The sequence below is a fragment of the Lacihabitans lacunae genome, from assembly GCF_042649125.1.
Classification (GTDB): Bacteria; Bacteroidota; Bacteroidia; order Cytophagales; family Spirosomataceae; genus Leadbetterella; species Leadbetterella lacunae.
In genome coordinates, this window is sequence record NZ_JBHRYQ010000001.1 from 2,618,692 (window position 1) to 2,643,458 (window position 24,767).

General features: G+C 36.2%; 21 protein-coding genes. 4 read left to right on the top strand and 17 right to left on the bottom strand.

What is annotated here, in order from left to right:
• Nucleotides 1-139 precede the first annotated feature (139 nt).
• The 6 genes from ACFOOI_RS11410 to ACFOOI_RS11435 all read right to left on the bottom strand — a co-directional run bounded on the left by ACFOOI_RS11410 (nt 140) and on the right by ACFOOI_RS11435 (nt 7,327).
• On the bottom strand, nt 140-724 hold the full coding sequence (locus tag ACFOOI_RS11410; protein WP_379838102.1) for a TMEM175 family protein: 585 nt from the start codon (nt 722-724) through the stop codon (nt 140-142).
• Nucleotides 725-1,187: 463 nt separating this feature from the next.
• Nucleotides 1,188-3,794 carry a TonB-dependent receptor domain-containing protein gene (locus ACFOOI_RS11415; RefSeq protein ID WP_379838103.1) on the bottom strand — a complete coding sequence of 869 codons (2,607 nt, stop codon included), beginning with the start codon at nt 3,792-3,794 and terminating at the stop codon, nt 1,188-1,190.
• A gap of 1 nt (nt 3,795) precedes the next feature.
• Nucleotides 3,796-4,233 carry a MarR family winged helix-turn-helix transcriptional regulator gene (locus ACFOOI_RS11420; RefSeq protein ID WP_379838104.1) on the bottom strand — a complete coding sequence of 146 codons (438 nt, stop codon included), beginning with the start codon at nt 4,231-4,233 and terminating at the stop codon, nt 3,796-3,798.
• A 157-nt stretch (nt 4,234-4,390) separates the two neighbouring features.
• Nucleotides 4,391-5,083, bottom strand: coding sequence for a LytR/AlgR family response regulator transcription factor (locus tag ACFOOI_RS11425; protein WP_379838105.1), 693 nt, complete (start codon nt 5,081-5,083; stop codon nt 4,391-4,393).
• Entirely contained in the window at nt 5,073-6,137 is a 1,065-nt protein-coding gene (locus ACFOOI_RS11430) for a sensor histidine kinase (RefSeq protein ID WP_379838106.1), read from the bottom strand. Before ACFOOI_RS11430 ends, ACFOOI_RS11425 begins: the two co-directional genes overlap by 11 nt.
• Nucleotides 6,138-6,298: 161 nt before the next feature.
• Nucleotides 6,299-7,327 carry a sugar phosphate isomerase/epimerase family protein gene (locus ACFOOI_RS11435; RefSeq protein ID WP_379838107.1) on the bottom strand — a complete coding sequence of 343 codons (1,029 nt, stop codon included), beginning with the start codon at nt 7,325-7,327 and terminating at the stop codon, nt 6,299-6,301.
• 138 nt (nt 7,328-7,465) lie between these two features.
• Here ACFOOI_RS11435 and ACFOOI_RS11440 point away from each other — a divergent pair, with 138 nt between their 5' ends.
• Genes ACFOOI_RS11440 through ACFOOI_RS11450 form a run of 3 tightly spaced genes read left to right on the top strand, consistent with a single transcriptional unit; the run spans nt 7,466 to nt 8,967 of the window.
• Nucleotides 7,466-7,969, top strand: coding sequence for an RDD family protein (locus ACFOOI_RS11440; protein ID WP_379838108.1), 504 nt, complete (start codon nt 7,466-7,468; stop codon nt 7,967-7,969).
• 26 nt (nt 7,970-7,995) lie between these two features.
• Nucleotides 7,996-8,568 carry a hypothetical protein gene (locus ACFOOI_RS11445; RefSeq protein ID WP_379838109.1) on the top strand — a complete coding sequence of 191 codons (573 nt, stop codon included), beginning with the start codon at nt 7,996-7,998 and terminating at the stop codon, nt 8,566-8,568.
• Nucleotides 8,569-8,595: 27 nt separating this feature from the next.
• Entirely contained in the window at nt 8,596-8,967 is a 372-nt protein-coding gene (locus ACFOOI_RS11450; protein WP_379838110.1) for a GtrA family protein, read from the top strand.
• Between the two features lie 8 nt (nt 8,968-8,975).
• Here the strand turns inward: ACFOOI_RS11450 and ACFOOI_RS11455 are convergent, their stop codons facing one another.
• The 7 genes from ACFOOI_RS11455 to ACFOOI_RS11485 form a co-directional block, all read right to left on the bottom strand.
• Nucleotides 8,976-9,584: a DNA-3-methyladenine glycosylase family protein gene (locus tag ACFOOI_RS11455; RefSeq protein WP_379838111.1), complete on the bottom strand. Its 609-nt coding sequence runs from the start codon at nt 9,582-9,584 to the stop codon at nt 8,976-8,978.
• Between the two features lie 61 nt (nt 9,585-9,645).
• On the bottom strand, nt 9,646-9,996 hold the full coding sequence (locus ACFOOI_RS11460) for a DUF5655 domain-containing protein (protein WP_379838112.1): 351 nt from the start codon (nt 9,994-9,996) through the stop codon (nt 9,646-9,648).
• A gap of 222 nt (nt 9,997-10,218) precedes the next feature.
• Nucleotides 10,219-13,137: an FAD-binding and (Fe-S)-binding domain-containing protein gene (locus ACFOOI_RS11465; protein WP_379840219.1), complete on the bottom strand. Its 2,919-nt coding sequence runs from the start codon at nt 13,135-13,137 to the stop codon at nt 10,219-10,221.
• Nucleotides 13,138-13,282: 145 nt separating this feature from the next.
• The gene (locus ACFOOI_RS11470; RefSeq protein WP_379838113.1) at nt 13,283-18,034 is read right to left on the bottom strand and encodes a 3-coathanger stack domain-containing protein; all 4,752 of its coding nucleotides are present in this window, start codon (nt 18,032-18,034) and stop codon (nt 13,283-13,285) included.
• Complete coding sequence (locus ACFOOI_RS11475; RefSeq protein ID WP_379838114.1) at nt 18,031-18,312, bottom strand: hypothetical protein; 282 nt, start codon at nt 18,310-18,312, stop codon at nt 18,031-18,033. The genes ACFOOI_RS11470 and ACFOOI_RS11475 overlap by 4 nt, the downstream gene beginning before the upstream one ends.
• 55 nt (nt 18,313-18,367) lie before the next feature.
• A complete protein-coding gene (locus ACFOOI_RS11480; RefSeq protein WP_379838115.1) occupies nt 18,368-18,664 on the bottom strand; it encodes a LytR/AlgR family response regulator transcription factor in 297 nt (98 codons plus the stop codon).
• The gene (locus tag ACFOOI_RS11485) at nt 18,661-18,876 is read right to left on the bottom strand and encodes a hypothetical protein (protein WP_379838116.1); all 216 of its coding nucleotides are present in this window, start codon (nt 18,874-18,876) and stop codon (nt 18,661-18,663) included. The genes ACFOOI_RS11480 and ACFOOI_RS11485 overlap by 4 nt, the downstream gene beginning before the upstream one ends.
• A gap of 152 nt (nt 18,877-19,028) precedes the next feature.
• Here ACFOOI_RS11485 and ACFOOI_RS11490 point away from each other — a divergent pair, with 152 nt between their 5' ends.
• On the top strand, nt 19,029-20,948 hold the full coding sequence (locus ACFOOI_RS11490; protein ID WP_379838117.1) for a tetratricopeptide repeat-containing sensor histidine kinase: 1,920 nt from the start codon (nt 19,029-19,031) through the stop codon (nt 20,946-20,948).
• On the opposite strand, the gene ACFOOI_RS11495 is transcribed toward ACFOOI_RS11490, so the two are convergent.
• Genes ACFOOI_RS11495 through ACFOOI_RS11510 form a run of 4 tightly spaced genes read right to left on the bottom strand, consistent with a single transcriptional unit; the run spans nt 20,928 to nt 24,706 of the window.
• Nucleotides 20,928-22,601: a T3SS effector HopA1 family protein gene (locus ACFOOI_RS11495; protein WP_379838118.1), complete on the bottom strand. Its 1,674-nt coding sequence runs from the start codon at nt 22,599-22,601 to the stop codon at nt 20,928-20,930. The two genes, ACFOOI_RS11490 and ACFOOI_RS11495, sit on opposite strands and share 21 nt — an antisense overlap.
• Before the next feature lie 11 nt (nt 22,602-22,612).
• Nucleotides 22,613-23,665 (bottom strand): phosphotransferase, encoded by a 1,053-nt coding sequence (locus tag ACFOOI_RS11500; RefSeq protein ID WP_379838119.1) that lies wholly within the window; start codon nt 23,663-23,665, stop codon nt 22,613-22,615.
• On the bottom strand, nt 23,666-24,007 hold the full coding sequence (locus ACFOOI_RS11505; RefSeq protein WP_379838120.1) for a hypothetical protein: 342 nt from the start codon (nt 24,005-24,007) through the stop codon (nt 23,666-23,668).
• Nucleotides 24,008-24,049: 42 nt separating this feature from the next.
• Nucleotides 24,050-24,706, bottom strand: coding sequence for a response regulator (locus ACFOOI_RS11510; protein ID WP_379838121.1), 657 nt, complete (start codon nt 24,704-24,706; stop codon nt 24,050-24,052).
• Nucleotides 24,707-24,767: the final 61 nt, after the last annotated feature.

Below are 24,767 nucleotides of genomic sequence, written 5' to 3' on the forward strand. Positions count from 1 at the left end.
AGTCCAAGACTGTGAGTGAGAGAAGATATTTTTTGTGTGGGTACAAAAGAAGCTTATGCACTTAATAATTAGGGCTTAAAAAAAGCATATGAATGCTTTTTTTTACTTTGGCCTTGAAAAAAAACAACAAATCAGCGTCTTAATGCTCGCTAGCTGCTAGTATTCGCTCTATTCTAGCATCGGGGATGAGCCACATGAGAGCTACAATAATATAAAAAACACCAGACACCCAAGGCAAATACCATGAAAAAGCAATTCCGATTACATAAAGTGCAGGGGATATTTTGCCTTTAATATCAGTACCTAGTGCTTTTGCTAAAATGGCGTCTTTGCCCTGTACTTTGATAATTTGTTTTTGAAGAATAAAATATGCGATAGCCGCCATCAGTAGCACGATTCCATACAGAGCAGTGGGTTGTTTTTCGAAATGGTTTTCGCCCATCCAACCTGTAACAAATGGAATCAAAGACAACCAAAAAAGCAAATGAAGATTGGCCCAAAGAATACCTCCGCTCACATGTTTTACCGTATGCATCATGTGGTGGTGGTTATTCCAATAAATACCTATGTAAATAAAACTCAAAATGTAACTTAAAAACACCGGAATTAACTTTTCTAAATCTGCCCACTGGTGGCCATGAGGCACTTTAATTTCTAGCACCATTATGGTGATGATGATGGCCAAAACGCCATCACTAAAAGCTTCAAGTCTATTTTTGTTCATGGTGCTGCCTATTTTTCTATAAATAAACACAGTCCAATTTTTAAATCAAAATCAAGCCTTACTTAAGTGTATTTTCTTAAAAAAAAACTACTGTTAAACGGGTAACTTTTATTTTTAAAGAAAACATAGCTTAAACCTATCATTGAAGCCATTTTTTTAAACATTTTGAAAAACACCCCCCTTTCATTTACTGGGTCGCCTGCCAGCGGGGCCTCCATTTTTTTTCAAAAAAAAACGGAGCAAAAAAAACTGCACCCTGCAAACTCGCACAATTAAAATTCTTATTGTCAATGTTCTAATAAAAATTTACTTCCCAAAAGAATTTTAACAGTGCTCAAACAGTGCAGGGCGATGCAAAGATTCATTTTCTATTTTTTTAACCGTTTGACAGTAAAAAAAAACAAAAAAAAGAGCCACTTAAAAAATGGCTCCTTTCTGGTTTTAAAATTTGCTATTACTATCTTTATTGCATTTGCATGCCCTCCATAGAATTGTTCTTTTTAAACATTTTAGCATCCATTTGACCAAACCTCAAAGAGAAATTAAGTTTAATCATTTGTGGATTCGTAAGTCTATAATATGACTGCGTGAAACCTTCTCCATAAGATACTTGCGTGTTTCCTCTGGTACGGAAAATATCATTTGCCGAAAGGGTCAACGAGGCGATGTCTTTTTTCAAGAAGCTCTTTTTGATGGCTATGTCAACTCCATAAAAAGGCATAATATATCCCTGAGAAGAACTCTGTGCTTGGCTCATTGGCCCAAAACCCTGGCTTTGCGAAATCGGCATGTTGGTTTTTCCTTGGTAGTCGCCCGATAGCTGAACCACCCATTTGTTTTTCAGATTAAAGTTATTGTTAATTTTTCCGAAGACCGTCCAAAGTGGAGCTGCTTGCGTGCTGTTTTCAATATTTTCGGTATTAATTCTAGAGTTATACGTGTTTACGTTTGCCGTAAAATCCCACCATTTCTTGATTTTGTTGGTATACGTTAACTCCAATCCGTAGTTTTCGCTTGAGTTGGCGTTTATGTACGTATTAATCAAATCTTGTTTTCCACTGATGGGGTTAACCTCTTGGTTCAAATACCTCGTAATTAAGTTGGTTGTATATTTATAATAAACCGAGGCCAAAAACGTACCAGCACCTTTGGTTTTGCTGTAAGACATCTCGCCAGAAGTGGTAAACTCAGGAACCAAGTTGGCATTTCCTCTCGTAATATTAAGACTGTCGCTGTAGTCCACAAACGGCACCAACTGGAAGAAATTAGGTCTGTTGACTCTTCTTGTCACGCTCAATTGAAGCTGGTCTGTGGTGGTTAATTTTTTACTTAAAAATATCGAAGGGAAAAGACTCACGGGATAGGTATTGCTAAATTTCGCTCCGGTATTTAATAGCTTTCCGTCATACATTGAGCTTTCTGCTCTTAAGCCTGTTTTGTACGAAAACAAACTCCCAACCTTGCCACTCACCGACACATAGGCTGCATATACCTGATTTATGCTTTCATAATTAATAGACGCCGACGACACATTTTGAAAAACATCAGAACCCACACGTTTGATCTGGTTATCGTTTATGTTTGTGATTCCATTAAACTGGCCCCTAACGCCCATTTCTAGGTTTCCATCGTTTTTAAGTGGACGTGTATAATCGGTTTGAAATGTCATAAATTTCATTGTACCGTTTCCGTTGTTATTCTGAATTTGTACGCCTGTAATCTGGTTGCTGCTGTTCAAATAATTGGTCGTATAGTTTCCTGAGTTGCCGTTTGTGCCACCGAAGTAGTTAAAGTCCATGGTCAGCTGTTCGCCTGCTTTCGGGAAATTGTGCATCATACCCAGTTGCAGACCAAGTGGACTAAATTTCCTTTCACTGTTTGACAGCCTATTGCTTGTGCTAGTGATACCATTTACTGTATTTGTGATTAAGATATTCTCGGCTGGTTTAAATAGCCCGCCACCCACAACTCCACCTACCGAAAGGGTAGTACGGTTAGTCAAATAATAATCTAAACTAAGTCTACCAAAACTCATCATTCCTTTGGTTTTACTTTCAATGTCTTGCGTAGTAAGGCTCGTGATGTCACTAAAAGTACTGCTCCTTTCCGAATCGCCATTGGTGTTTGTTCGCATACGCATGTTCATTCCCATCAACGAAAGGTTAATTTTGTTTTGTCTAATACTAAAATTGCCCATGGTGTTAGAGCCACCAAATCTGTCGGCACCGATATTAACCATTCCGTTATATCCTTGCTGTTTGTTTTTCTTCAAAACAACATTTAATATACCCGCCATGCTACCTGAGGCATCGTATTTAGCAGAAGGATTGGTGATAACCTCCACTTTTTCGATAGCGTCAGCCGGAATCTGATCTAAACTAAGCGTGGTTGGTCTGCCGTCAATAAACAGCGTAGGCGAAGCATTTCTCAATTTCACATTTCCGTCTATGTCAACTTGAAGCGAAGGAATGTTACGCATCACATCTACCGCAGTACCACCTGCAGTCACGATATTTTTTTCTACATTAAATGTCTTTTTATCGATATCCATTTCCAAAAGGGCCTTAGTGGCCGAAACCGTCACTCCTTCCAGCATTTTGCTATCGCTTTCCATTTTTAGGTTACCCAAATCTTTCTCAAATGCGGCCGCCATTTTGGCCATGGTGGCTGCGTCAGGCATTTGACCTGGCTTTGGAGCCATCGATACGTCCATTTTTGGTGGAGCAAAAGACACAGGAACCTCTAAGTTTTTAAAGCCAATCGAGCTAAATTTTAGGGTAATCTTAGACATTATTGGCAATTCGGTGAAGTTAAAATCTCCATTTGCCTCTGTGGTTTGGGCTTTTAGCATCACGTCTTTAAAGCCATTTGAAGCCGAATCTTTCACTGCTTTCATTACGATTACAGTAGCAAACTCTACCGGCTTTCCTTCGCTGTCTACTAGTTTTCCGTACACGTGTCCTTTGTTTGGGTCCTGCATTTTAGCTCCTGCTGCCATACCCGGATATTGGGCTTGGCTGCCCATGGTTGCCGCAAATACGGCGAATACAATTAAAAGTAACTTTTTCATTTTATGTATTTATTTTAAATTCGTTATTGTTCTGTATCGTAATTAATGTCTCTGACAATACTTTTAGGTTTTCTTCTGGAATATCCCTTAACATTTCCTCCCAAATCTGCCCTTGGTAGGCTTTCATTTTTGTCATCAACGTTTTTCCTTTTGAAGTCAAAACCAGCAGCTTTTTTCTTTTATCTTGTTTGTCTTCTAATCTTTCTATTAGGTTTAGTTGGGTCAAAACCGCCACCTGTCTCAGCACCACAGACTTGTCTTTTCTGAGTTCTACAGACAGTTCTTGTTGGGTTATCTGGTGGTGATGGTTCAAAAAACCGAGCAACATAAACTGGTCAAAACTGAGGTTAAGCTCTTGCTCCTGAAAAGCATCCATCATAGACTTCCCCATTATTTTGAGGGTGCTTACGAGCTGTATACCTATTGATTTACGATCCACTTATTTTGCTTTTTTGATTAACTTCGAAACAAAGATATGGCGAAGTAGTTGACCGGTGCAACTTCTTTGAGGGGAGTGTATACGCATACACACTTAGTGTATACCTATGACATAAAAAAGATTCTAAATTTGACTAAAAGATTGAAAATAAAGTACTTTACAACTGCAACAGACAGTCGGCGAACTTCTTGCCAACGGGTATTTCGGCACCGGATATCTGTACTTTGGCTTGGGTAAATGCCTCCACTTTGGTTTTATTAATAATGTAGGAGTTGTGTATTCTTAAAAACGTAGCCTCTGGCAATTTGCCCTCCATGCCTTTTAAGTTACTTCGTGTAAGCAGCGGGTGCACACGATTTTGCAGGTAAATTTTCACATAGTCTTTGAGGCCCTCTACATATAGTATTTCATCAAAAAACACCTTCACTTTTTTATATTCAGCAAAAACATGAATGAAGTTTTCTTCAGAAGGATTATCGTTTGACTTTATGAGTGCAAGCTGGTTTTCTACTTTTTGCAATGCCTGCCCGAGGCGTTCTTTTCGGATGGGCTTCATGAGGTAATCAATGGCATTGAGCTCAAAACCCTCTACAGCATACTGATGAAAAGCGGTGGTAAATATCACCAAAGGCGGCTCTTTTAGCGACTTCACAAAGGCGGTGCCGAGCTGCCCTGGCATCTGAATATCAGAAAATATGAGGTCTACTTTCTCTTTCTCTAAAAAATCGAGGGCTTCGTGTGGTGTTAAGAACTTGGCTACAACTTCGAAATTGTCAAAATCATGGAGGTCATCTTCCAAAATATCTAGAGCAAAAGGCTCATCGTCTATTAAAATACATTTAATTTTCATTCAAATGCAAATTTAAGAGTACCTCAAAATAGTCTTCGGATGATTTAATTTCAAGTTCATACCGACCGGGATACAGCAGTTCTAACCTGCGTTTTATATTGGCCAAACCCACACCTTCGTTTTCAAGGGTATTTTTCGGATTTAAAATTTTATTTTTTGAAGTAAACTTAATTCCCTTTTCTATTGGGCTTATTTCAAAATGAATTTCAGGCACATTTTTCCCATCGATACCATACTTAAAAGCGTTTTCTACAAAATGAATAAAAAGCAAAGGCTCTATAAGCGGATTGCCGATTGCATCAGAAACCTCAAACCTTATGTGTGTACCATCAGAAATACGGAGCGTTTGCAACTCAATGTAGTTTCTGAGGTGCTCCACTTCTCTGCTTAGGGCTACTTTGGTGTCGTCAACCTCATATATAATGTATCGCAAAATCTCCGAAAGTTTGAGGATAGATTCTTCTGCATTCTCCGATTTTTTTCGCACCAGCCACCTGATATTATTTAAGGTATTAAACAAAAAATGTGGGCTAATTTGAAGTTTTAGCATGCTAAGTTCGGTGGCCACTTTTTCGAGTTCCATTAGCTGCCGAGACTCCGACTGCCTACGACGCTCGTTTAACAAATACAAAATAGTACTTACCAAAACACTGAGACTATAGACGATGCTTGGCAATATAAACCTTGCAAAAAACTGCCAGTTTTTATCTGGTTCAGGGCGTTTGGGGGCTTGGTCTATTTTGGCAATAGTCTTAAGCAAAAGCTCATAAATCAACAGGTGATTATAGGCAAAAAACACACCCAAACCCAAAAAAATCAGAACCACAAAAAGGAAGTTGCGGCCTTTGGAAAGGAATTTCGGAGCTAAAAAAAGCAGGTTAAAATAAAAGGTGACAAACAGAAAAAACGTGAGCGAAAATGGAATTAAAATAAAACCCCAATTGGTAGAAATGAACCTTTCGGGCTCAAAAATATAATTTATGTAGGGCAAAATAAAGATGATAGCCCACGAAATGAGATGTATCCAAATGGCTCTACTACTTCTTTTTTTCATTAATTACTCAAAATTATAGAACACGCAAAGTAAGGATTTATTTCGAGCCGATTACGGCAAACGGTTAAAAATTGCATTACTGATAATTCAATTCAACATCTTTCAAAAAAAAACAAAGCCTCAAAACAAGTAGTGAATTTGAGGCTCTGGAAATATCTGATTTATGCTTCCAACATAGTGCGACACAGGTCCATACATTTTTTGACTTCTTTGACTGAATCTGAGCCTTCCGGAATCTTGTATTCCAACTCTATGGTGGCCGGAAACTTATATTTCTGATCTCGCATCATCACCAAGGCCTCCTTGATGGGCGTGTCTCCGCTGCCCCAAACCAAGTTAGCTCCCCCGTTAGCTTTCGACTGCCTGTCTTTGAGGTGCATACTGCTAATATTGGCGTGTTTTTGGGTAATGATATCTAAAGGATTCGGATTTCCTGCTGCCACAAAATGACCCAAATCTAGATTTAAACTGTTGGCTGGGGACTGGCTGAGGGCGGTATCCCAGAAACCAAACGTTTGCTGCTCATGACCGTGGTACCCTACTTTTAAGCCGTAGGTTTCTGCAATTTTTCCTAGTTTGAGTGTATGGGCGTCATCAGCAGGATGCTCCAGCGTAACCGACTGTGCACCAAGAGCTTTGGCGGCACGCATACCAAAGTGAATATCTGAATCGGGATTTCTAACGCCAAAGGCATCGGGCTTAAATGCGTAAATGCTAACACCCGCTTTTTTATACATTTTCCTTAGTTTTTCAAAGTCTTTCATATCGGCAGTTTTTCGCCATTCCGTCCTTTGAATTCCGATAGCTTCGCGTTCTTTCATGAAAGCTACGAGTTGTTTTTGTTCATCGCTCGAAAGCTCTTGTTTGGCCTGTCTTTTTCTAAAAATATTAGACATCACCCTAAAGTCTATCGTGCTTTTTGGTCCACCGGCAAAAGCTTCGGCTGGGTCGCCCATCAGCTCAATGGCCGAAATGCCACACGAGCGAACATATTCCAAAACCGCCTCGGCAGACTGATCGGCCATTTCTCTAAACGAATAGGTGATGGCACCCACCTGCACGCCACGAATAAGTGAACTTGGGGTATACAAATTTTGAATAATGGCGGGCATTCCAATCACCTTTTGAGTGGCCGAAAGTGCCGCAACCGCACCAAGTGTTTTAAAAAACTTCCTCCTCGAATTTTCCATGCGTTATATTATATTTTTTGGTTGAATCTCAATTCTTAAAAGTAGCAAATATTCTGGAAATTTGGATTATGGAAAGGTTTTTGGAGAAAAAATAATATCTTCGAAAATAATTAAACCCATACCCCGAAATTTTTCTTTATGAACAAATACGACACAGGAATCGCACGCTTTTTCGCTAATATTTTTGATACCACTCTATTTATTCCTGTTGCATTTCTCGATAGATTTATTTTAACGGAAAATAAGCCTCTTTCCCTTGTCATAATTTGGATACTCATTTCGAATTGTCTCCTAATTGCTTATAATTTGTATTTTCATACCAAAAATGGACAAACCCTTGGTAAGCGACTCATGGGAATCGTAGTTCTGGATGTTACTGAACAAAGATACCTCACTTTAAAACAAGCATTTTTAAGAGATAGCATTTACATTTTATTCCAAATTGGAACCGTTTTTTTGATAGTTATAAGGCTATTTTCAATTGGAAACTACAGTGAAAGCAGTATTTCTACCTACAATTTATACCTTTCGTATTTTTCTTTGATCTGGTTATTTGTAGAAATAATCAACATGCTTACAAACAAAAAAAGAAGAGCATTTCATGATTTTCTTGGCACATCAGTAGTAGTAAAATTTCGATAAATATCTATATAAAACTACCTATGATATTGAAAAAACTACTTGTTGCATTAATTTTTTTAGCTACAATCTCATCATGTAGTTTTGGGGAAAATGAGCAATTATACTTTGTCATAAAACACCCTGAGAAAGATACCGCAACATATACAGACGATAACCTACCACCACCACCGCCGCAAATAATTACGTATTACAGCAAATATAATTTCATCTTACTGGATAATTCAGTTATCTATTTTCATAATAATTATAAATATTACAATTGCTATACAGGCCTTGATATGGAAAAACCTCCAAGAATCGATTTACAACCCAAAGATTTGAAAAAAATAGAGATAGAAGATTTATATAGTTTCCTTTCAAAGGAAATTACCGACAGTACCATAAAAAGTAAAACATTTGGCATTACGGTAACTTCCCCCACAGATAGCATCAAAAACCCTGGATTTTGGGTAATAAAAAACTATTTGAAAAGTAAAAACATTAGGTATTATAACATCAAAAATTGGACAGAGGAGGAAGAATATAGCCTAAAAGCAAAACTTCAAAATATACCCTACAAACCAGAAAACATTAAATGGAAAGTAGGATTTGACAGCTAATCATAGTGAAAAAAATTAGTATAAGAAATGCTATTACTCAAAATTACAAAATTTGCATTAGTAGGCCTAATAGGGGTCGCAGTTGATTTTTCAACTACCTATTTTTGCAAAGAAAAACTAAGTATCAACAAGTACATTGCCAATATTTTTGGTTTCATATTGGCAGCTACTGCAAATTTCCTCGTAAATAAATATTGGACTTTCTCTGACCATAGTACAGTTACTTTTACCCAATATTTCAAATATGTATCTGTGGCATCAACTGGCTTACTTATTAATCAGTTAGTGATCGTAATATTGCATGAAAAATTGAAATGGGAGTTTTACTGGTCCAAAATATCGGCTAATCTGCTAGTGACCCTATGGAATTTCTTACTCATTTTCTTTTTGGTATTTTAATACTAGTTTTACATTCCTCCCTTTTTCAAATACTCTTTGTACCCCAGCAAATATTTAACAGCAAGAGATTTTTGTTTTCCCCAATTTTCAGAAATATTGAGCATCTGAGCTTTTAACTTTTGTTTTTCGTTTAGTGCGTATTCCGAAACCATGATTTGTTTCAAATGAAAGTCATCAAATGGAAATACATTGGGCCGCTCTAGCGTATACAATAAAATCATGTCTATCGTCCATTTGCCTATACCTTTTATACTGCTAAGTTTTTCAATCACCTCAGAATCAGGCAAATTATTCCACTCAGGTTGATTATTAGAAAAGTATTCTATTACCCTCAAAACTGTCTCATATTTGCTTTCTGAAAGCTTTATAGAGGAAATTCCTTTTTGTTCAAAAACATCAAAATTATCGAGGCTTAATTTATCTATTTCAGCTCTTTGGAGCATTTTTTTGAAAATATTTTTGGTACTTCTGTAGTGTATTTGCTGCTCTAAAACACAGCTCATGAGGTCGTGGAAAACGTCTTGGCTACTTTCGATCTTAGGGGAGGGAATGGCCTGGATGATTTTAGACAGCACGGCATCTTTCGCTGAAAGCTCTTGTAAAATCGTATCTCTCATATTTCAAAAATGGGAATTTACCATATGAAACTTAAGAAGGAGAAAAAGGTTTAATTTGAGCTTAGGAAAGTGAATATTCAAAACCTATTTTTAATAGTCTAAAAAACGCTGAATCAAGCTCTTCCGGCCTTTTAATGCGGATGTGGTGGGCAAATTTGCCGTTATAATCCTGGATTTTAAAAATCCTTTCTTCGTCAATTGCCTTTTCGGCATAAAACTTTACGTCCAGGTCCTTTTTCATAGGGCGAATAATCAACCACGCCTTTTTAGAAGTAAAAACAATGGTATGTACAGAGGCTCCATAAGTATTTGGCGTCCATTTTACTATAACAGTCAAAATATCGTCAAAAGCCAAAACCAGTTCGTCGGGTTTATCTACAAATAGCTCCCCAATATCTTTGGTGGTGCACATATGCGACTGGTTGTTAACCTTAAAATTCCGGTTACAATTTGGACAATTCCACATAGAGTTTTTATTAATGGTGAATACTTAATGGTGAATGGTGAATGGTGAATGGTGAATGATGAATGGTGAATGGTGAATGATGAATGGTGAATGGCGAATGATGACTACTACATAACTCCTTAACTCACAATCTATTATCTTTATACTTCCCAACCCTTTGCTCACTACTCATTTGCTCAACAACGCATCGTACAAAATCTCAATTGGGTGCATCGATTTTCTGCCTGTGCCGTCTTTTATTTGGTGGCGACAGCTGGTTCCGGCTGCTGCTATTAGTACGCTTTCCTCGGTTTTTCTTACTTCTGGAAAAAGCACCAACTCCCCTACTTGCATAGACACTTCGTAGTGTTCTTTTTCGTAGCCAAATGAGCCCGCCATGCCGCAGCAGCCCGAATTTATCATTCTTACTTCGTAGTTTTTGGGCAACGAAAGTGCCTTTTTGGTCGGCGTCATGGATGCCATCGATTTCTGATGGCAGTGGCCATGCACTTTTATTAGTTGAGGCGTTCCTACAAACTGCTCTGAGCGTATATTCTTTTTGTCAATCTCCTGACTAAACCATTCGTCAAAAAGAAAACTATTGCCCGCAACTCTTTGTGCATCAGCCAATAACTCAGCAGGCACCAGCTCCAAATATTCATCTCTCAAAGTCAAAATGGCCGAAGGCTCTATTCCGATAATAGGAGTGTTAGCATTTACCAAATCCTTTAATAATTTGGTGTTTTTTATCGCAATCTGTTGAGCTTCTTTTATCAAACCCTTCGAAAGGTAAGTTCTGCCACTCTCAATATGCTCTGGAATTTCGACTTGGTAACCCAATTTACTGATAAGCAAAATCATTTTTTTGCCCACCTCCACATCGTTGTAGTTGGTAAATTCATCACAAAAAACATAGACTTTTTTGTCAGTCCTAAGCTGTTTAAATTCAGACTTATACCAAGCCTTCAGCGTCTTAGATGCCAAATGAGGCATGGTTCTCTCCGGGTGAAATCCTACTAGATTATTGAACGTTTTTCGGAGTGAAGGCGTGTCTACAATAAAGTTGTAAACAAACGGAGCAATAGACGCCAGTTTCATTTGTTTACTAAAATTACCAATCAGCTTTGCTCTAAAAGGCACACCATGTGTATCGTAATATCCTTGCAAAAACTCGCCTTTCATTTTGGCCACATCTACACTCGACGGACACTCAGACTTACAGGCTTTGCACGACAAACACAGATCCAAAATCTCTTTAACTTCATGCTCACTAACTGCCGCCACAGTTTCCTGACTCAGGTACTGCCTCAGCATGTTGGCACGTGCCCGCGTGGTGTCTTTTTCGCTTCGGGTTGCCATAAAACTCGGGCACATGGTACCACCCGTCACTTCGGTTTTGCGGCAGTCGCCCGAACCGCTACATTTTTCAGCCAAACGCAAAAAACTCTCCTGTTTTGAGAAATCGTAGGTGGTTTTCTTTTGCACAAGCTTTGCCGCCACATTATATCTCAGATACTCATCCATGGGAGGCGTATCCACTATTTTTCCTTTATTAAAAATACCATTTGGATCAAAAACAGCCTTCACTTCCTTAAAAAGTGCATAGTTTTTTTCGCCCATCATAAACGGAATAAACTCACCCCTTAGTCGGCCGTCGCCATGTTCACCCGAAAGTGCCCCTCCAAAGCTCTTTACCAATGCCGCCGTTTCGGTTAAAATAGCTCTAAACTGCGTCAGCCCCTCTGCGGTTTTGAGGTTGATAATGGGCTCCACGTGCAGCTCGCCGGCACCCGCGTGTGCATACATCGAATATTGCACCTTGTGCTTCTGTAGCAAGACCTCCAACTGATGAATATACGCTGGCAAGTCTTTGGGCTCCACGGCACAGTCTTCTATCAGGTTTACGGGTTTGGCATCGCCGGGCAAATTTCGCAAAAGTCCCAAACCGCCCTTTCTGACTTCCCAGGCTTTTTTAGCGTAGTCGCCCTTAAGAATCGGGAATGCATACCCCAGGCCTTTGGCTTCCAATCCAGCCACCAAGTTATTGCACTTGGCCAGTAGATCTTCGGCGGTAGCCTCCATAAACTCCACCATCAAAATAGCCTTGGGCTCACCCTCTATAAAAAACCGATTTTTAGACTGCTCGGTATTCGTTTTTGTAAATTCAAGTATAAAATCATCCACTAGTTCAGAAGCCGCACAGGCATGTTCCAAAGCGACCAAATTAGCCTCTAGAGCCTCATTGAGCGTGTTTGTATGTACCGCTACCATGCCCACATGTGCAGGAGGAAGGTCTATTAACTGCAGTTTGGCTTCGGTCACAAAACAGAGCGTACCTTCCGAACCGGCTATAAGTTTTGAGAGGTTATACGGAGCAGAAGACCCAAAGTCAGACATCTCCAGCACAGCATCTAAGGCATAGCCCGAATTACGTCTTTTTATGGCTTTTCTGGCAAAACCATTCTGAATAGCCTCCTGATTTTCGGTATTCGTAATCAGCGTATCTATGGCCCGATATATTTCCCCTTCGTGGCTCACTAAAGCCAATTTTTCTAGGTGTTGGGTCTTATTTAAATCCCCGAAAATGGCGGTAGAGCCATCAGAAAGAATGGTTTTCACTTCCAAAAGGTTGTCTCGTGTGGTACCCCAAATAATGGAATGCAGTCCGCACGAATTGTTACCGATCATGCCGCCTACCATGGCACGATTAGCGGTAGAGGTCTCGGGGCCAAACATCAGTCCGAAGGGTTTTAGGTAGGCATTGAGATCGTCTCTGATGACACCCGGCTGCACCCGCACCCATTTTTCGGCGAGGTTAAGCTCTAAAATCTCCTTAAAATATTTTGAAATATCTACGATAACACCACTGCTGACCACCTGCCCCGCCAAAGAAGTTCCGGCGGCCCGAGGCACGAGCGTGAGGCCATTTTCGGTGGAAAAAACCACAGCGGCCCGTATATCCTCCTCGGTTTTTGGGATGATCACCGCCAGCGGTTTCTCCTGATACTCAGAGGCATCGGTGGCATACACAATTCGAATAGCCGCATGCTCCACCGAGTTATCAAAATACAATTCACCCGCCAGTTTTTCCTTCAGTTCTGAAAACATATTCATATATAGCATAAAAAGCGAAAATTAAGGAAAATTAGGGGGATTTTTAGGGATTATTTTTTGGGGGGGGCTAAAACCGAGTAGGGTTTTTATTAATAAGAAGACTTTTAAGTTATTTTTTTTCAAAACCCCAAATTAAAATTTAATTACATCCACCAAATTCTGTCTTAAACACAACTCCACTATCAGCTTTGAATCCAGGGTCTAGCTGAATACTTTTACCCGCTCGGTATGTAACTTTTGCATTCCCAGTGAGTTTATTGGTTGCTGCTATCATACCTGTGATGGCGTTGGCTTCTTTGGTTAAGGTGCCTGTAGATATGTCGTCGGATGGGTTATTGATGCTAGTAAGGATTAATGCTGAGCTACATGGATTCCCTGTAAGCGTTATACTTAATTTAGAGAAGCCATTTGCATTACTATTATCGTCCACTACAAGAATACTTGACCCATCACTATCAATAGCACTTAAGTAAGTATCTAAGCTTTGACCGACAATTTCTGGTAGTGTTTCTACGGTTAAATTATTTCCTGCAATAGAAAACTTTATTTTATAATTTCCCGCTGCTGTATTATTAGAAGCCAGTGCTGTCTTGAAAAAGTAGGTTTTACCATCAAAAACCAAACTAAACCAGTCTGGATTGTCAAATCCGTTGAGACATAAAACAGGGCTGGTAAATGTATTATTTCCGATTGCCGTAGATGTACCAAATGTATTATTTGGTTCATATTCATCCAGACAATCATAAAGTACTGTAACAGAACTTGAAGGACTTTGGCAACCGCTTGCTTCTTCATTACAAAAGGCTGTGTAAGTTGTGTTTTTATTTACAAAAGATGTAAACGAGGCCAAATTACTTGTTTGCATATCTGAACTTGTCCAAGTGATATCACCTACGCAACCCACTGCAGTTAAAACTACATTTTGGGCACTATTAACTGACAAACTACTGGCCGCTACTGCAGGTGCTGTACCAACTGTTTGGTTACTAACAGTGATTATCCCTAAACTAATAGCCGAAAGGTTATCTGGCCCAATTAATTTGATTTTGTAAGTACCTGGGCTAACTGAACTAGGGATTGTCAAGTTTTGGCTGTATAAATTCAAGTTTGAGGTAATAACTGTAGCAAGATTCGGTACAGTTATGGCTTCAGTATTTGCATTTACCAATTGTAAGGATAAGTTATGATTTTGTCCTCCGGAGTATTCAAAAGGCACGATTATACTTGAGCCTGCACAAATGGTTTTTGAAGCCAAGTTTATGTTTGCTTTACAAGTATGCACTGTATTTGATTTTACTTCGCATCCTGCGTTGCTAATTATAGCTTGATAGTAAGAAGCGATAGTGGCTGTTAAAGTAGGATTTGTTGCACCCAAAATTGGCGAAAAGAATACATTGTCAGTAGATGAATACCATTGATGACTCATCGTACTGTTTGGCGAGGTAATTATCAAGCTGCCGTTACCGTTGCAAATAGAACCAGTACCTAAGGTAATATTTTTGCTAATTTCTTCAATCGCCACATTAAAGGCAGATGATGTAACATCTAAGCCGGTTCCAGCATTATTTATTTGAACTGTATATGCACCGTCCGATAGGGCAAAGTAGGATTCAGAAATTGCTCCTATAATGGGTGCAGAGTTTTTAAACCACTGGTAAGTATAACCATTTCCCGAAGGGCTGGCAGTTAATTGACTACTTGCACATTGGGTTTTTGATAATATTGTGGCAACAGGTAAAACACATTCTGTGGTAGAAACAATAACATTTGGACTAAATACTGAACCTTCAATAAATGGCTTTGTGCTCGTTAATTTTACCTTGTAGGTTCCAGCAGGTACATTTAATGGCACATAAAATAAAATAGGATTGGTATTGAATCCCTTTTGAAGAGTACCAGTTATTGAAGCATTTGTACTTGCATTGACTAATTCTGCAGTAAATTCTCTATCTGCGGTCCAATTTCCTGATATAGTATAAGCCACTGAAATAGAACTACCTGGGCAAATATTTGTAGAGGATTGAATTTGATTATTACCATTTCCATTTTTAGAACCAGAAATTGAAGAAACTCCAGCAGAAGCGATTGTAAACGAAGGAGGCGGCGAAACTATAATCAATACACTGCCAGAGACAGAACCAGAACCACAACTACTCGTTAGATTACTTAAAGAATAAGACGTATTAACAGTCGGCGAAACAGTGATATCGTTACTAACAGTAGTGATATTATTAAAATATCGAATACTATTATCACTACCTACTAACTCAAAACTCCATGGACCGCCTCCAGTTAGATTAACTTTTAGTGTAGTACTAGTTCCACCAGCAATAGTTTCTGAAGCATTCGTGTTGCTATTATTTGTGAGTTTTGCAGTTGCCGTATTTCTAACTTCAAAACCTGTATTTGCTACTAAATTTTGATTAACATCTACTAGGCTGAACTTAGAATTTTGTAAGCAGGAACCGTCAAAAACTTTAACGGAATAAAAACCAGAGCTTGTTGCGTTGTAAGTAGATCCGGAAGCACCAAAAATCGGTATTTGTCCTACCGAACCATTACTAAAACTACGGTCTTTGTACCATTGGTAGGTATAGCCAGCTCCGGTATAGGTTGTACTTATTGTGGCACTTGTATTTGAACCGCAAATAACAGGATTTGAAGAAGTAACAGCTGGAATTATCCTATTTATTCTTATTGATTTTGCAGCAGAAGTTTGATTGTAACTAGTTGCAGCATTAATTACTTGAACAGTATAATTTCCTGATTCATATGCTGTAAGTGATGTGTTAGTTTTGCCTGTTAAAGCTACTCCATTTTTAAACCATTGGTACGTATTGCTGCCTGGGCCACCAAATCCTTCGAAAGGTGTTGCGATTAGATTTATAGACTCGCATCCACTTGATCGGCCCGAAATTGTTGGTGCAGATATAGGAGGGCAACCTGTATTTACTACGTTGATAGCATAGGAACTCCATAAACCCTGAATCGAATTTCCTAATCTTAAACTTGGATTAAAAGGAGTAAATAAAATTGCATAAGATCCTAATGAAATGTCATTCGGAATATAAATAGGTATGGTTCCAGAGGCTTGTAAGGGCTCTGCTGTTATATTGGTATAAGTATAAACCCCTCTTGATTCACCTCCTGTAGGGTCACCTAATAATATTGAGAAATCTAGTTTGTTTCCAATGTTTCCAGTGATAGAATATGGTACTTCAATTATATTCCCTTTACAGACATTTAGATTTAAAGGAGTAGGAAAGATAATATTAGGTGCCGGAGCAATCCCCACTATTACGTTTCCATTATTAAGAGTATTTACGCCACAACTACCAGAAACATAAGCTATAGAATAACTTGTTAGGGAGGTAGGTGAAACTGGAATTATCAAAGGGCTAGTGGCGGAATAATACGTCCTTACTGTAGTTCCATCGCTTAGTCCTACTTCCCAAGGTCCCGTTCCAGTAAGATTTACTTTTAAGTTCTCTGTAGTTTGTGGGGAGGATAGAAAAACACTCTCATTAGTATCATTCGAGTTTAACAATGTTCCTACACCGTTATATGTAACTTTAATAGATTCAGTTGATAAGTAACAGCCGGTATTGTTAACTATGGCAACATAATACCTCCCAACATCTGATACAGTAATTGATGAACTAGTAGCTTCTGGAATTATTACCCCGTTTTTATGCCAGGTATAAGTAAAACCCGCACCTGTGTAGTTTGATATTATTGTCGCAGATATATTTGACCCACATAGAATAGGATTAGGACTAGAAATGGTTGGTTCACTAGCATAGACAACTACAGACTTCGACGGAGAAGTAGAAGTATACCCTAAACCAGTGTTTTGAATTTGAACAGAGTAGTTACCAGACACTTCAGGATAATATTGACTTCCATTTGCCAGAGGAATGTTAACACCATCTTTTTTCCATTGAAATGTAAAACTAGGACCATTTGGTGACGCCTTTAACGTTGGAAGATAACAAGGACTATTTTGTTCATCAATAATTGCACTTGGAGGGGCGGGGCAAGTATTTGAAATTGTGAAATCATGAATAGAAGGAACCACATAAGGAATGGTAGAATATACATAAAGTCTATAAGTAGCTCCAACAGTTAAATTTGAAGGCAATTGTACATTCAGAGTTGGGTCTGAATATGGGCCAATATTTGTAATATAAGCTCCTGAACTTGTATATAAACTTACCCTTTGTGAGACAAATCCGCTTGTTCCCCAGTTTCCAGTTCTTGTGGTGGGAATTTGAATAAAACCGCCCGAACAAGCTGTAGTTGAGGCAGAACCAATCGTCAAAGTAGGGTTTGGTGCAACATTGACAGTGATATTATTGTTTCCATAACCTGAAGTTTGGCATCCTGCATGGCTTATCCCACTTAAATGGAATGTTCTTGATGATTCTGGAGTAACAGTTTGTATTTTTTGATTTGTGTTACTTGTAATCACAGTAGAAAAGTTTCCGTAATCACCTAAGTTTGCTGTAAAAGGAGGGCTTCCAAAAAAATCAATGTACAAATCAGCATTTCCTCCAATGGCATCAATAGGATTTGTATTTCCATTGGCGTTTTTTATTGTAGCATATGGTGTATTTGCAACTTTGTAAGCAGGCGATAAAATACCATTCACTGCTACCTTATAAAAACCAAGTGTTGTGGTCGTATGAAAACTTGACGTAGCTCCAGATATATCGGTATAAGTTCCATATTCAGTGGCACAAAATTGCCATTGATAATTCGTGCCCGAACTTGCAGTCAAAACGGCATATGTATTACTTCCACAAATAATAGGATTTAGGGAGGAGATACTTTGAGCTGACAATTTATATACTAGGCTATTAATGATGAATAATAGTATTACTTTTTTCATATTTTGCTGATTTGTTTTCTTTTAACTTCTCCTAATATTTCCTTCCTCCTTCTACTTACTCTTAGTTTATTTAAATTCGAATTATATTTTGCCACATAAAAATCGGCTCCACCATTACTTGCTAAGTTATATGAACTATTTCCTGGCTCAATATTTACTGAACCATTGAAAGTATTTGCTACATAAAAATTTGATTGTGAATTAACTGCGGTAAAGCATCGAAAAACTTGACTCTGTGAGCTGTATTTTTCTAAGTCATAGGAAAGTTGTGCTTCCATTTGAATACTTGTGAAGCAAAACAATATTAGGAGGTGTTTATTTAACATTTTCATTTTATAAGAAAAATATATTTTTAACATACTCAATCCTCCTTCTCGAAACAGTCAGTCTTTTGCCATCATTTAGCTCGACTTGAGCTTTTGCACCCTCAACAGCCACCTTTCTTACAAAATCCGGATTCACCAAATGCTTCTTACTCACTCTCAAAAAGCCTTCTAGGTATTCTTCGTGCTTTTTTAGTGTGAAACTTGACACTATCATTTTGCCATCTACCAGATGAAATTCAGTGTAATTTATATCCCCTCTCAGAAAGAGGATTTCGCTACTTTTGGGATAGTTTATTTTATTCATGGTGTTACTTGTTTTTGATCCCAGCCACTAATAAACCAGTGGTTGTTATCTATGTATACTTTGTTTTCTTTTAGTAAATCAAACAGTATCCTAAACTCTTCTTTAGAAAGCTGCCCAAAAGCGTGCGATTCATTGTTTTCATCTATTGCTGTGAGGTAGCCTCTTTTGCCTTTTGTATCCCAGCCTATGGTGTAGCTTATGACTTTTTTCACAGTTTGTTTTTTCTTATCAAAATTAGGCTGAAGCAGTGGCTAAGGAAATACTGTGTTTTAGGTATTTTTCAGAGATCTGGGTACTGTTTGGACAGTAGAAACCACCTTCAATAATGAAATTTTTCTTAAATTCACGCTACTAAACCTGTTTTATGAAGAAAGTCATTATTTATTTATTTTTCTTATTTTTTGGTTCTTTGGTTTTTGGTCAGGCGAACTCAAAATTGGATAGTTTAAAGAGAGTTTTGGCGAAATTACCAGAGGAGGGAAAGTCTTTTGCAAAGGATACTTTGAGGGTGAATTTATTTTGCGATATCGGGGAAGAGTATAGGAAGAAAAAAATTGATTCCTCTTTTTACTTTGGAAAAGAAGCTTTGAGTTTAACACAAAAAAGAAATTTTAAGAAAGGAAAGGTCAAATCGTACATACTTATAGGTAATTACTATTCATCGCAATCTTTGTCTGTAAAAGCAACAGAAAATTATTTAAAAGCCTTAGCCATTGCTGAAGAACTTAAACTTATTAATGAACAAATATTATTAACAGCAGAGATTGGAAGTGATTATTTGTCATTAAATGACTTTAAACAATCTTATTTATACTTCAAAAAACATACAGAGATATGTAAAAAATATGGCTCAAACGAAGATTATGCATTAAGCATTAATAATCTTGGAGTTTTGTTTTTTGATCAAAACAAGTATAGTGAGGCATTAAAATACTTCTTAGAATGTGAAAAATGGAGTAAAAAAACAAATAATCCAAAGTTAATTAATGCTTCACTCATTAATGTTGGGAAAGTTTATGTTGAACTGAATAAATTTGACGAAGCTCTAATAAGATTTAATAAAGCATTGGTAATAGAGGATGGTTATTTGGATAAATCAGCTTTTGTTAATAATGAAATAGCAGTTATTTATCTTAAAAAGAATGACTTAAAAAAGGCTCTAAAAAGTGCCAAAATTGCTTTTTTTAAATCTAATTCTTTGAACAAATCAATGATAAAAGATGTATCTCTAACTCTTTCTCAAATTTACGATAAGCTTGGCAATGAAAAAGAAGCCTTAAACTATTATAAGCTATATTCAGAAATTAGTTTAAAAGAAGATTCTGTTAAAAATAATCAATTAGTCAGATTTATGAATCTTGATTATGAAAATGAGAAACAATTATTTAAAATAGAGGGTCTTAACACCTCAGTAAAAATAAAAGAAAATCAAAATAAAATTCTATTTGGCAGTGTATTAATGGCCTTAGTAATTATTATTTTGACTTTATTTTTAAATAACGCCATAAAAAAGAAAAAAAAATTTATCGAATGCCAAAAACTAGAAATAGAGGATCTTAACCAAAATTTGGAAATAAAAATTAAAAAAAGAACCGAAGAACTTTCAGAGGCCAACAAAGAACTAATAAAGAAAAACTTTGAGATAACTGAAGCTTTATTTAAGGGTCAAACGATTGAACGAAAGAGAGTGGCATCAGAACTACATGACAATCTTGGAAGTACACTCTCGGCTTTAAAATGGCGACTTGAAGCACTTAATTCAGAAGCATTGACCTCGAAAGAAAAAGAAATATATGATAGCATTAAAGTAATGATGGGAACTGCTTACCAGGAAGTAAGAAATATTTCTCACAATTTATCGCCAGCCGCATTTGAAAAACTTGGCTTGATCGGTTCATTAAATAAATTCATCAATGAAATCAATGAAAATAAAGAAATAAAATTTGATTTTTTTTATTCGGGAGATTCATTAAATGTAAGTAAAAAAACTTCATTAGACTTATATACAATAACCTTAGAGTTAATAAATAATATAATAAAACACTCTAAAGCTTCCGAGGCTAAAGTAAATTTAATATTTCGTTCAGTATCTGAAATTTACCTAGTTGTAGAAGATAACGGAGTTGGTTTTTCAAAGGAAGCTAACTTGAAAAAGGAATTCCAAAGTTTTAATAGAATTGAATATCCTTGGAAATTTACATCTGAAATAAATAATTTGAATCCTGGGACTCAAGTAAAAATTCTTGTAATAAATCAAAATAATTTAAATACTACTAACTTGTAAGTCTTCCATTATTTGAGCTAAAATGTTATCCAAATATTGAGGAAAATATTCTGAATCATTGAGTATATGAAGTCCAATACCAGAAAAGCCATTTTTTATTGTAGGGTTTATTGCAATATTTTTTTCATTATCATAAACTTTTCTTCGTTTTATACTTCTAACAATCGAATCAATATTAAAACTATCAATAAATACTGGTGTGTTTAATGCTGCACTTAATCCATTGGTCTTTTTTTCTAAATAGTTAAAACAATCTAACTCAAAACCTTCAAATTCATTTACAGATAATTGGTTTAAAATATCTATTGTTATTGATTTAAAAATTATCTCATTTGGGATTTTCTCAAAAAGAGAAAATAAAAAGAATGCAATACCTAGTCGACCTGATAAAAATGAATTATCAACAAATTTATATGAAAAATCATTAATGTCATTCATTTCTGGACTTATCCAATTTAAATTTCTTTTTCCATTTTCAAAAGTTAAAATTACATTTTTAACAATCAACTTTCCAGCGAAAAAAGCATACTTAAAATATGTAAACCTTTTAATTTCAATATTAAATGGCTTTTCATTCGAAGGATTTTCTAAAAGTGAAAAATCGTATGGATAACTAGTGTAGGGATTTCTATACAATTCATCATGATTTAGTCCAATTTGGCTAAGTTCTTTAGATAATTCAAATTCAGTTGTATTTAATTTATATTTTTGGTACAGACTCGCAATAACCTCTGAAATGTTTTCGCCAAAACTTTCTTTTCCCTGTCCTATATCTTCAGCAAAACCAATTCCATTAAATAATTTTTTAGTAAATAGAGGTATATTAGTGTTTAATATTGAGGCTGGATTAAAGTAAGTTTCTGTTTGTGACCTAAAAATTTTGGAAGAAAAAATCTTTAAAAATTTATGAAATGTATTATTTGGGTTTCTTGCCTGATTTTGATTAAACAATTTATTAATTACATAAAATACTGCATACATATTTGTTCTCTGAAAGTATAATACAGCAGAGTCCGACCTATTTCCATTGAAAGGAGACAACTTCAACTTGAAAGGAATAACTCTATTATTTAGTTCATCAACTAGCCTTGCTATAACAATACAAATTTTATCAAAACCTGATTCTTCTGGAGTAAATATAAAATTAAAATAGATTCTTAAAATTGAATTCTCACCAAGTATATTTTCGCCGTTAATAAAAAACCAATCCGAATTTTCATCTCCTTCTAAAAGGCATACTCTAACATCCACTACTTCGGTGCCATCTGAAGTATTTTTCCTTTTTGAAATGAAATCCATCGGTGAGACCAGTCTATATTCTCCACCTTTAAAAAGTAAATATTGCCCTAAAATTTGTGAAAAATTCCGCGAAGAATCCTCAAATTGCCATCCCTTGTTCCAAAATATTTGATTTCCTATAATCTTAACGTATTTTTCCAAACATCTAAGATTTGCTTTTTTAATTTTTACTAATTCGTCAAACGAATAATTTATATCTAGGTTAAGATTCGGATTTACATATATTTTATATATCTTTTTTTTAAACTTTATTTTATATGAAATTAGCTCCGCCGTCGAAATGGTTTTCCAGTTAATTGTGGCGAATTCTACATCCAATATTTGGAAAATTTCATAAATTTTTTCAATGTTCATAAACCTCTGTTTTACATTAAAAAATCTGGATTGTTACTTTGATATTTGCTAGCACAGATTGCGTTTTTCGTTAGCAAAACCTCAATTTCATAAATATGCTTCCTAAATTCTTGCAAAGTAAAGTCAGCATACCTTAATCTTTCAAGTTTTTTCAATCCCCAAAATTTAAATAATCTTTCTATAAATGAAATGTCCCTTTCGAAAGAATAATTTTTAATAATACTTTGTAAAATTTCGAGCTTTTTAATATTATTCTCTTTACGATATAAAATTGCTAAAGTGTCTTCTATAAGGCAAGCCAAATCCCATGAATTATCACCGGGACCAGCTAATTCAAAATCTAAAAAATTCAATTCTTCGCCTTTAAAACCAATATTGTTGTATTTTATATCACCATGAATTAAACAGTTGGTTTTGTCTAACGATTTTAGTTCATTAAAAGCACCTAACACTTCTTTAGAACGGATAAGATTATACAACAATGGCCGAAATTCAGGACTCTTTTCCTTATATATTTTTAGAAAAACTACCTCATCAAGAAATAAATCAGAATGAATTCCAAAACTAATTTGGTTTAGAAATGTTTGGTAGTGATTTAAGTTGTTTAGGCCATTATATAATACGAACTCGTTGATTTTTTGCCTATTTTTCCCATTTAAACTATAAATTTCATGCATTTTAGATAAATGAATAACTGCTTCTTCTACACAATCTTTATAACTAGATCTAAGGTTTTTATTTCTCCTAAGGCAGTCCATAACTAATACCCTATTTATGTCATCATAAAAAAAAGAAATATTGTTAAAATCTAAATGTTTATTTAATTCAAAAAATTTTGCTTCATTAATAATTGGCCAAGATGTACCTGAAATAAAAAACTTAGGCTGTTTTATGAAAAAATTTTGATCTTTGATACTTAATTTCAATAAAGTATTTCTAATATTCTTTATGTCGAAATTATAAGTTTCCCCAAAATCAGTTGAAAAAGTATTTAGACTTTCAAACTCATTCTCCCATTTTTTTGACAATAAATAGTCAGTTATATTTAAAGCTGAAATATTCATTTATGCCCAAAAACTATGACCGTTTGGTGTATAAGTTTTTGCTAAATCTTCATCATATGCAAGAACGTCAGAAATTGAAAATCCTTCTTCAAGTGTATTAACAGCTGTTTTAAAGTAACATTGCTCTTGATCATCAATTTCAATTGTTACTGGCGAATAACTGCCATTCGCATCAGGAATTGGCTTAGTGAAATTCAAGATTTGGTTACTTTCTAATCCAATAAGTTTGCACATTCCAGTGCCATCTGAAGGAAGATAAAAAAAGTGTCCATTTTCAAAATAATAACCGTCGTTTAATTTAGAGGATGGTCTTAACTCTCCGGTAAGTTTAATGATTGCCATATTGTTTTTATTTTGTAATTAAAGAAATATTTAGATTTATAATTAAACTCCCACCACCCCATTCCTAAGCCCCCACCTCATCAATCCAATCGCACTATTCACCCCCAATTTCTTCATAAGGTTTCGTCGATGTGTTTCTACTGTGGTGCTGCTTATGTAAAGGCGTTCGCCTATTTCTATGTTGCTGAGGTCTTCAGATACTAGTTTTAGTATTTCTATTTCACGCTTTGTGAGCAGGTTTACGTCTTCAATGCGTGTTTTGCCATTTGGGCTATTTAATTCTGGTATTTCCGCGAGTTTTCTAACTATGGTTTCACTAAAATATTTTTCGCCTTTGGCTACAGTTTTAATAGCATTTATAAGCTCGGGCTTTTCTGCACTTTTTATTACGTATCCGTATATTCCTACTTTTAGGGCTTCCTTAATGAGAGCGGCGTCTTCGCTCATGGTAAGTATAATGCTTTTTGTGTTGGGCGAAGTCTCCTTCATTTTCATGGTCATCTCTATGCCAGTGAGCAGCGGCATGTGGTAGTCTGCCAACACAATGTCAACTTCATTTTTTTCAAGGAAACTAAGGGCTTGCCATCCGTTGTTTACTGCACCCACAATTGTAAACCCTGGCACAGAGTCTAAAAGCATGCTTAGGCTTTCAGCTACAAGATGATGATCATCGGCAATCAATATCTTTGTGTCTTCCATCTTGGGTTTATTATTGGGTTTTATAAATAAACTTCGAAACAAATTTTCGTATTTCCTATAA

Excerpts from the sequence above, each read along its gene's own strand:
- ACFOOI_RS11410 (WP_379838102.1), bottom strand. The coding sequence starts at position 724 with ATGAACAAAAATAGACTTGAAGCTTTTAGTGATGGCGTTTTGGCCATC.
- ACFOOI_RS11415 (WP_379838103.1), bottom strand. The coding sequence starts at position 3,794 with ATGAAAAAGTTACTTTTAATTGTATTCGCCGTATTTGCGGCAACCATG.
- ACFOOI_RS11425 (WP_379838105.1), bottom strand. The coding sequence starts at position 5,083 with ATGAAAATTAAATGTATTTTAATAGACGATGAGCCTTTTGCTCTAGAT.
- ACFOOI_RS11430 (WP_379838106.1), bottom strand. The coding sequence starts at position 6,137 with ATGAAAAAAAGAAGTAGTAGAGCCATTTGGATACATCTCATTTCGTGG.
- ACFOOI_RS11435 (WP_379838107.1), bottom strand. The coding sequence starts at position 7,327 with ATGGAAAATTCGAGGAGGAAGTTTTTTAAAACACTTGGTGCGGTTGCG.
- ACFOOI_RS11440 (WP_379838108.1), top strand. The coding sequence starts at position 7,466 with ATGAACAAATACGACACAGGAATCGCACGCTTTTTCGCTAATATTTTT.
- ACFOOI_RS11450 (WP_379838110.1), top strand. The coding sequence starts at position 8,596 with ATGCTATTACTCAAAATTACAAAATTTGCATTAGTAGGCCTAATAGGG.
- ACFOOI_RS11455 (WP_379838111.1), bottom strand. The coding sequence starts at position 9,584 with ATGAGAGATACGATTTTACAAGAGCTTTCAGCGAAAGATGCCGTGCTG.
- ACFOOI_RS11460 (WP_379838112.1), bottom strand. The coding sequence starts at position 9,996 with ATGTGCACCACCAAAGATATTGGGGAGCTATTTGTAGATAAACCCGAC.
- ACFOOI_RS11465 (WP_379840219.1), bottom strand. The coding sequence starts at position 13,137 with ATGTTTTCAGAACTGAAGGAAAAACTGGCGGGTGAATTGTATTTTGAT.
- ACFOOI_RS11470 (WP_379838113.1), bottom strand. The coding sequence starts at position 18,034 with ATGAAAAAAGTAATACTATTATTCATCATTAATAGCCTAGTATATAAA.
- ACFOOI_RS11475 (WP_379838114.1), bottom strand. The coding sequence starts at position 18,312 with ATGGAAGCACAACTTTCCTATGACTTAGAAAAATACAGCTCACAGAGT.
- ACFOOI_RS11480 (WP_379838115.1), bottom strand. The coding sequence starts at position 18,664 with ATGAATAAAATAAACTATCCCAAAAGTAGCGAAATCCTCTTTCTGAGA.
- ACFOOI_RS11490 (WP_379838117.1), top strand. The coding sequence starts at position 19,029 with ATGAAGAAAGTCATTATTTATTTATTTTTCTTATTTTTTGGTTCTTTG.
- ACFOOI_RS11495 (WP_379838118.1), bottom strand. The coding sequence starts at position 22,601 with ATGAACATTGAAAAAATTTATGAAATTTTCCAAATATTGGATGTAGAA.
- ACFOOI_RS11500 (WP_379838119.1), bottom strand. The coding sequence starts at position 23,665 with ATGAATATTTCAGCTTTAAATATAACTGACTATTTATTGTCAAAAAAA.
- ACFOOI_RS11505 (WP_379838120.1), bottom strand. The coding sequence starts at position 24,007 with ATGGCAATCATTAAACTTACCGGAGAGTTAAGACCATCCTCTAAATTA.
- ACFOOI_RS11510 (WP_379838121.1), bottom strand. The coding sequence starts at position 24,706 with ATGGAAGACACAAAGATATTGATTGCCGATGATCATCATCTTGTAGCT.